This window comes from Collinsella sp. LCP19S3_H3 (assembly GCF_052119145.1).
Lineage (GTDB): Bacteria > Actinomycetota > Coriobacteriia > Coriobacteriales > Coriobacteriaceae > Collinsella.
This window is the reverse complement of record NZ_JBQKFW010000024.1, coordinates 1-5,627: the sequence shown is the minus strand read 5'-3', so window position 1 is coordinate 5,627 and position 5,627 is coordinate 1. Positions and strand designations below refer to the sequence as shown.

The following is a 5,627-nucleotide window of genomic DNA, read 5'->3' as shown; positions in this document are numbered from 1 at the left end:
GGCGCCATTAATTATGCGGGGGGTGGGTTTAAGGGGGGGGTGCGGGGGGCGGCGCCGGGGGGCCGCCCCACAAAACCACCCCCCCCCGCGACCCCCCCCCCCCCCCCCCCCCCACGACGGGGCAATTCATGATCGAGGACGTTTTCAGGGGAAGCCCCAAGGAGACCGGTGAGAGCAATGAGACAGGGCGCTACAGGTATTCGATTTGAGCGCCCTCAGTGTCGCACGTTAGAATATGCGTCTCACACTTGGGGAACTGCTCGCGCAGCTTGACCTGCAGGAATTTTGCCACGATAGTGTCGTCGGTCACAGCCATAAGGGTAGAGCCCGAACCGCTGATCCAGATGGTCTTGGCGCCGCCGTTAAGGCAGGTGTCGCGCACAGCGTTGTAGTCGGGAATCAGACGACGACGATAGGGCTCCTGGATGCGGTCGTCATTGGCGGCGGCAATCAGGTCGAGGTCGCCGGCCTCCAGGCCTCGCGTCATGCCGGCGATACGGCCCATTTGCCATACGGCGGTGGAGAGCGGAATCTCCTGCGGCACGACCTTGCGCGCCTCGCTCGTGTGAACCTCGTAGGGCGGAATCACGGTAATAAAACGCAAGCGATCGCTCACCTCGTAGCGCAGGCACTGGGGGAGCGAATCGGTCGGCGTAAAGGAGCAGACGGCGCCGCCCAGGATGGCGGGAGCGACGTTATCGGGATGGCCCTCGACCTCGGTGGCAATGCGGACGAGCTCAGCGCGGTCGACGGTGTGGCCTGTCAGTGCGGCGGCGGCCATAATGCCAGCGACGACGCAAGTGGAGCTGGAACCCAGGCCGCGAGCGACGGGTACATCGGTTTGAATGTCGATGGCAACGGGAAAAGCCGGCTCGCCCCATGCGGCCAGCGCATCGACAAAGCTGACGTAGACCAGGTTGTTCTCGTTTTGGAACTCCTCGGGGCAGCCCGTGATGGTGAGCTTGTCGGCACGCTCGAAGGTGAAGTGCGAGTAGAGGCTGACGGCCATGCCGAGGGTGTCGTAGCCGATGCCCAAGTTGGCGCTGGTTGCTGGGACGGTGATCTTGATCATGTGGGTCCTCCTGGCGTGCCTGGCTGTTTAGTTCGCTGCTCGGGCAGTCCTGCGCAAGACGGAAAGCACATTAAGTGCTTTCCTTTGCGTGCGGAACTCGCGACGAACTAAACAGCCAGGCACGCTGTGGGCGTTCGTCATCATCCCGGGGGTTATCTGGTAAAAGAAGGTGCGCCGGCTTTCGCCGGCGCCTAATGAGGGGTTTAGTTGGTAGCCATCTTTTTTGCTGCAGACTCGACGTAGCTTGCCATCTCATCGACGTCACAGACGTCTTCGAAGCGGACGGGTTTGGACTCGAGCTCGGCGAGCTGTGCCGGTGCGGCCGTATTGGTGGCCTGCTCGAGCACGCGCATGGCCTCAAAGTCGTCCTCGGGAACGTTGAGCCCCAGAGCGTCGCAGCAGGCACGCGGGAACTTGTAGGGGCTGGCGGTCGAAAGCAGCACACGGGCCTTGGCGCCCTCGGCGGGAGCGACATTTTCAAAGACGTGATAGCCGCAAGCGGTGTGCGGGTCGATCACGTAGCCGTTCGCATCCCAGCAGCTCTTGATGGCAGCGCGCACCTCGTCCTCGCTGGCCCAGCCGCAGCCAAAGACGCTCTGAATCTTTGCCAGCAGGTCGGCGGGAACCTCATAGTGACCAGTCTTTGCCAGCTGCTCCATAAGGCCGGCAACAAGCTCGCAGTCGCCATCGGACAGGAAGTAGAGCATGCGTTCCAGGTTGGAGCTGATGAGGATGTCCATCGACGGCGAGATGGTCGTGAAGAACGGACGGTTGCGGTCGTAGACGCCGGTGGTCAGGAAGTCAGCCAGCACGTTGTTCTTGTCGCTCGCGACGACGAGCTTGGCGACGGGCAGACCCATGCGCTTGGCATAGTAGCCGGCCAGGATATCGCCAAAGTTGCCGGTCGGTACGCAGAACTCCACAGCGTCGCCGGCCTCGATGGCGCCGGCGCGCAACAGCTGCGCATAGGCGGCAAAGTAGTAGACGACCTGCGGCACCAGACGGCCGACGTTGATGGAGTTGGCACTCGAAAGCACCGTTCCGGCGGCCTCCAAGCGCTCGGCAAGCTCCTTATCGGCAAAGATGCGCTTGACAGCACTCTGGGCATCGTCGAAGTTGCCACGAATGCCGCAGACGGCGACGTTATCGCCTTCCTGTGTGGACATCTGCAGATTCTGCACGCGGCTGACTTTGCCTTCGGGATAAAAGACGGTGATGCCCGTGCCCGGAGCGTCGGCAAAACCGGCGAGTGCGGCCTTGCCGGTGTCGCCCGACGTGGCGGTGACGATCATGATGCGCTCGGCGCCGCCGTCCTTGGCGGAAGTGCGGGCCATGAGGCGGGGGAGCATCTGCAGGGCGACGTCCTTAAAGGCACTCGTGGGGCCGCCAAAGAGCTCCATCACATAGGTCTGAGGGGCGTCAGCGCCCGGCGCAGCGTCGAGTTTGACGAGCGGCGTAACCTCTTCACTCGCGAACGTGCCGCGATATGCCTCATTCACACAGGCCGAAATTTCTTCGCCCGTGTAATCATTCAGTAACATTCCCAACACATCTTGAGCGATTTCAAAGTACGATTTATCTGCAAGCGAGCTGATATCGACCTGCTGGGTGCCGAGCTCGTCCGAGACAAACAAACCCCCGTCGGGAGCGATGCCGGTGCGGATTGCCACCTTACTTGAGCACGATAAAGTGCGTCCTCGTGTACTATGATAAGTTCCCATATAACACTGCTCCTCGGATGCCTTGGTCCCAATCGGTGAAACCATGGTATCAGAGCGCGCAAAATAGGTTCGCAGAGGCTTTTAGAAAGGTAACCTCCAGCCCATGATTAAGATTGCCAAGTTTGGCGGCTCGTCGGTCGCCGACGCCGAACACTTTAAGAAGATCAAAGCCATCGTCGACGCCGACCCGGCCCGCCGTTTTGTGGTGGTTTCCGCCTGCGGTCGCCGCTTTAAGGGCGACACCAAGGTGACCGACCTGCTCTACCTGGTTAACGCGCACGTTAAGTATCACGTGTCGTGTGAGGAGCTGCTCGAGGACATTGGCCAGCGCTATTTTGATATCGCTGACGAGCTGGAGCTCACCTATCCCATCCGTGAGGAGTTCGCGGCCTTTGCCGAGCGCGCCCGCTCGGGCGGCTACTCCACCGAGGAGCTTGTGAGCCGCGGCGAGTACTTCACCGCTCGCCTGATGGCCGAGTACCTGGGCCTGCCGTTCCTGGACGCCGCGACGGTTGTGGCGTTCCATCACGACGGTACGCTCAGCATGAACCGCACCTCCGAGCTGGTGCAGGAGTACGGTCAGCAGGGCGGCTTTGTTATGCCCGGTTTCTACGGCGCGACGCGTGAGGGCCAGATTAAGCTGCTCGATCGTGGCGGCGGCGATATCTCGGGCTCGATCCTGGCCAAGTGTCTGGACGCCGACCTTTACGAGAACTGGACCGACGTCTCGGGCTTCTACTCTGCCGATCCGCGTATTGTTCCCGAGGCTCAGCCCATTGCGCGCGTTACCTACGAGGAGCTGCGCGAGCTTTCGTACATGGGCGCAAGCGTCCTGCACGAGGAGGCCGTGTTCCCCGTGCGCGAGGCGGGTATTCCGCTGGTCATCAAGAACACCAATGCGCCGCAGGACCCCGGCACCATCATTAGCGAGACGGCTGATGAGGGCGAGGCGGAGCCCATCATTACCGGCGTGACCGGCAAGCGCGGTTTTGTCGCCATCAACGTGGCCCGCGATCGCACCAAGCCCCGCGTCGGCTTTATGCGCCGTGCACTTTCGGTCTTCGAGCGCTATGACGTTTCCGTCGAGCACATGCCCACCGGCGTCGACCGCTTTGGCGCCGTGGTGCAGGAGCAGGATGTGCACGATTCGCTGTACTCGCTCGTGGGCGACATCCAGCAGGAGGTTGAGCCGCTCGAGATTGAGGTTGTCGAGGGCCTGGCGCTCATCGCGACCGTCGGTCGTAACCTGCGCGGCCGCGCAGGTATTTCCGGCCACCTGTTTGGCATGCTCGGCCAGGCTGGCGTGAGCGTGCGCATGATTTCGCAGAGCTGCGACGAGATCAACATCATTATCGGTGTCGAGGATAAGGACTTCGACCTGGCGATTCAGACCATTTACCGTGCCTTTTCCGACGAGAACGGCATTGTGAAGGTCTCCGATCTGGAGGCTCCTGCACCGATTGAACCCGCCCTGGCTGCCCTCCACAAATAGCGACCATTCCGGTAGATTTTTGGGATATGTCTAGAAATCTACCTTTTGGCGCATGAGTGGGTTTTGAGGCATGTTCCAAAAAATCTAGCGCGGGGCGTTTCGTTTCGGTTTCGTTTCGACGGGGTGGGTTTCGTGTCCGCCCCGTTCTTGTATACACTGGGCAAGAATATCCTGCCTGCTCGGCGTGCGGGCAAAAGCCACAACCTTTAAAGGGGGAAGCATGAAACAGTACACGGTTGCTATTTTGGGCGCGACGGGGGCCGTGGGCACCCAGATGCTCGAGTGCCTCAACGAGCAGGAGTTTCCGGTTGGCAAGCTCAAGCTGCTGGCGAGCGCGCGCTCTGCGGGCAAGACCGTCGAGTTCCGCGGCGAGCAGGTTGTTATTGAGGAGGCTTGCCCCGAGGCCTTTGAGGGCTGCGACATCGTACTCGGCGCTGCCGGCGACGATATCGCCAAGGAGCTGCTGCCCGAGGCTGTCAAGCGTGGCGCCGTCGTGGTCGACAACAGCCACGCCTTCCGCATGGATCCCGAGGTGCCGCTCGTCGTGCCCGAGATCAATGCCGACGACATCAAGTGGCATCACGGCCTTATCGCTAACCCTAACTGCGCAACCATCATCGGCCTGGTCCCCACCTGGCCGCTGCACAAGCTCGCCGGCGTGAAGCGCATGATCGTCTCGACGTACCAGGCGGCTTCGGGCGCTGGTGCTCCCGGTATGGCCGAGCTCGAGGCCCAGCTGGCCGCCCTGGGTCGTGGCGAGGAGATTCCCGAGCCGCGCGCATTTGCCGCCCAGTTGGCGAGCAACCTGATTCCGCAGATTGGCGGCGTCAAGGAGGAGGGCTTTACCTCCGAGGAGATGAAGTTGCAAAACGAGGGTCGCAAGATTATGCACCTGCCCGAGCTGCGCGTGAACTGCACCTGTGTGCGCGTGCCTGTGCTGCGCTCGCACTCCGAGAGCATTACGCTCGAGTTTGAGCGCGACATTACGGTCGAGGAGGCCCGTGCTGCGCTGGCTTCTGCCCCGGGTGTCAAGCTGGTCGACGACTTGGGCGCCGAGGATGCGCACGACCGATTCCCCATGCCGATGGACACCTCCGACCAGGACCTGATTTGGGTCGGTCGCGTGCGCCGCGACATCTCGAATCCCGAGGCCGCGCGTGGCATCACCTTCTGGTGCTGTGGCGACCAAATCCGCAAGGGCGCGGCAACCAACGCCGTCCAGATCGCCAAACTGCTCTGCGAGTAGCGGTGGAACTGTCCGGCGGGGGGGGGGGGGGGGGGGGGGCGGCTTGGCGGCGCCCCGGCCGGGGGGGGGGGGGGGGGGGGGGGGGGGGGGGGGGGG

The 5,627-nt window shown here is 62.3% G+C and carries 4 protein-coding genes; 2 read left to right on the top strand and 2 right to left on the bottom strand.

Annotated features, from left to right (window positions below):
• Positions 1 to 190: 190 nt before the first annotated feature.
• Positions 191 to 1,072, bottom strand: a complete 882-nt coding sequence (gene thrB, locus ACTQZF_RS09015) for a homoserine kinase (RefSeq protein WP_154514914.1) — start codon at positions 1,070 to 1,072, stop codon at positions 191 to 193.
• A 203-nt stretch (positions 1,073 to 1,275) separates the two neighbouring features.
• Positions 1,276 to 2,793 (bottom strand): threonine synthase, encoded by a 1,518-nt coding sequence (gene thrC / locus ACTQZF_RS09010; protein ID WP_441555094.1) that lies wholly within the window; start codon positions 2,791 to 2,793, stop codon positions 1,276 to 1,278.
• A 103-nt stretch (positions 2,794 to 2,896) separates the two neighbouring features.
• Between thrC and ACTQZF_RS09005 the strand changes: the two genes are divergently transcribed.
• Both ACTQZF_RS09005 and ACTQZF_RS09000 read left to right on the top strand, forming a co-directional pair.
• Positions 2,897 to 4,285, top strand: a complete 1,389-nt coding sequence (locus tag ACTQZF_RS09005) for an aspartate kinase (RefSeq protein WP_154514910.1) — start codon at positions 2,897 to 2,899, stop codon at positions 4,283 to 4,285.
• Between the two features lie 220 nt (positions 4,286 to 4,505).
• Positions 4,506 to 5,531: an aspartate-semialdehyde dehydrogenase gene (locus ACTQZF_RS09000; RefSeq protein WP_154514908.1), complete on the top strand. Its 1,026-nt coding sequence runs from the start codon at positions 4,506 to 4,508 to the stop codon at positions 5,529 to 5,531.
• Positions 5,532 to 5,627 lie beyond the last annotated feature (96 nt).

Excerpts from the sequence above, each read along its gene's own strand:
- thrB (WP_154514914.1), bottom strand. The coding sequence starts at position 1,072 with ATGATCAAGATCACCGTCCCAGCAACCAGCGCCAACTTGGGCATCGGC.
- thrC (WP_441555094.1), bottom strand. The coding sequence starts at position 2,793 with ATGGGAACTTATCATAGTACACGAGGACGCACTTTATCGTGCTCAAGT.
- ACTQZF_RS09005 (WP_154514910.1), top strand. The coding sequence starts at position 2,897 with ATGATTAAGATTGCCAAGTTTGGCGGCTCGTCGGTCGCCGACGCCGAA.
- ACTQZF_RS09000 (WP_154514908.1), top strand. The coding sequence starts at position 4,506 with ATGAAACAGTACACGGTTGCTATTTTGGGCGCGACGGGGGCCGTGGGC.